This window comes from Bacteroides sp. L10-4 (assembly GCF_013373675.1).
Classification (GTDB): Bacteria; Bacteroidota; Bacteroidia; order Bacteroidales; family Bacteroidaceae; genus Bacteroides; species Bacteroides muris.
The window spans coordinates 1-1,308 of sequence record NZ_JABXJH010000139.1 but is presented as its reverse complement, the minus strand read 5'-3'; the positions used below and the strand labels follow the sequence as shown (position 1 = coordinate 1,308).

At 46.7% G+C, this 1,308-nt stretch carries 1 protein-coding gene; it reads right to left on the bottom strand.

Annotation, left to right across the window (positions count from 1 at the left end; genetic code table 11):
- Positions 1 to 135: 135 nt before the first annotated feature.
- Positions 136 to 1,101 carry a transposase gene (locus HU824_RS19400; protein ID WP_120471065.1) on the bottom strand — a complete coding sequence of 322 codons (966 nt, stop codon included), beginning with the start codon at positions 1,099 to 1,101 and terminating at the stop codon, positions 136 to 138.
- Positions 1,102 to 1,308: the final 207 nt, after the last annotated feature.

The window sequence follows — 1,308 nt, the reverse complement described above, 5'->3', positions numbered from 1 at the left end:
AGATATGAACTATAATATAAAAACAGAATACGGTTAACGATAATTAGCATACTCATGCAAGTTATCGTGCATGGAAGGCTCGTCGGGGCTGACTGCTCAGCCCCTTGCCGCATGGCGTTCCCTCCGCAGGAGCTATTATGTTTTTTCGGATTTGAATCCATCGACATAGGGTTTCCCTTGCGTGACGACAGCAAAGGCTTGCCTTACAAGCTTGTTGGCGACCGCAATGACCGCCACCTTGCCGGGCTTGCCGTTGGACCTGAGACGGTCAAAACATGCCTTGCACTCGGTATTGCACCTGAGAGACGAGAACGCCGCCACATAAAGCTGGCTTCTCAAGGCTGAATCTCCGTTTCGGTTGATGTGACCTTTGACATTGACTGACGTACCGGATTGTTGGTAAGTAGGTGACAAGCCCAAGTATCGGGTGAGTTGTTTGGCATTATCAAAGTAAGTGAATCCGCCGGTGGCTACGATAAGTGCTGCTGCCAGCGTAATGCCGATGCCTTTGATAGAGGTGAGCAAGTCCATCTGTTTCTTGTATTCACCTTGTGCCAATGAAGCGAGTTCCTCTTCCATCCCTTTGATCTGCTTTTCAAGAAATACAATCGTCTTTTCGATGGTTTTCTTGCATTTGGGGTCAAAGAACGGAAGGACTTCCATCGAGCCTTTGAGGTTGCGTGTGGCTACAAGTTGTTTCTTAAGCTGGCGCAGCACCGTCCGTTTCTGCTTGAGAATGAGAATTGGTTCGCTTCGAAGTTTGTAAGGCGCAGGCTGCATCTTTTCCCCATAAAGGGCTATCAGGCGCGCATCAATCTCATCCGTTTTTATGACGGTGAGCATGACACGGGCGAAGTTCTTTATCTTCAGCGGATTTTCAAGGCTGACGGTAATGCCTGCCTCTGAAAGCAGATAAACAAGCAATGCGCTGTAATTGCCCGTTGCTTCCAGCACGCAATGATGTGTTGCCGGAGAAATGGTCTGGATAAACTCGTGAACTCCCTTTACGGTGTTCTTGAATGTTCTCGTCCTGCTTGTCTTGGCTGACGAATAAGCGACAACGAAAGTCGCCTTGCTGACATCGATTCCAACGTAAGTCATGGTCTGAATGATTTATTAAAACAACATCTGTACATCGTGAGCCATCATTGTGAATGCGGGGTCTAAAAGCCCATTGAACTATCCGGTTTCTGATGTATAAAGTGTGGGGGCTAAACATATCTCACGGTCTTTATGACCATGGAAACATCGGTCTTATTCCACACTCTGATGTTGAAACTTTATGCAAAAATATAACGATTAAATAAT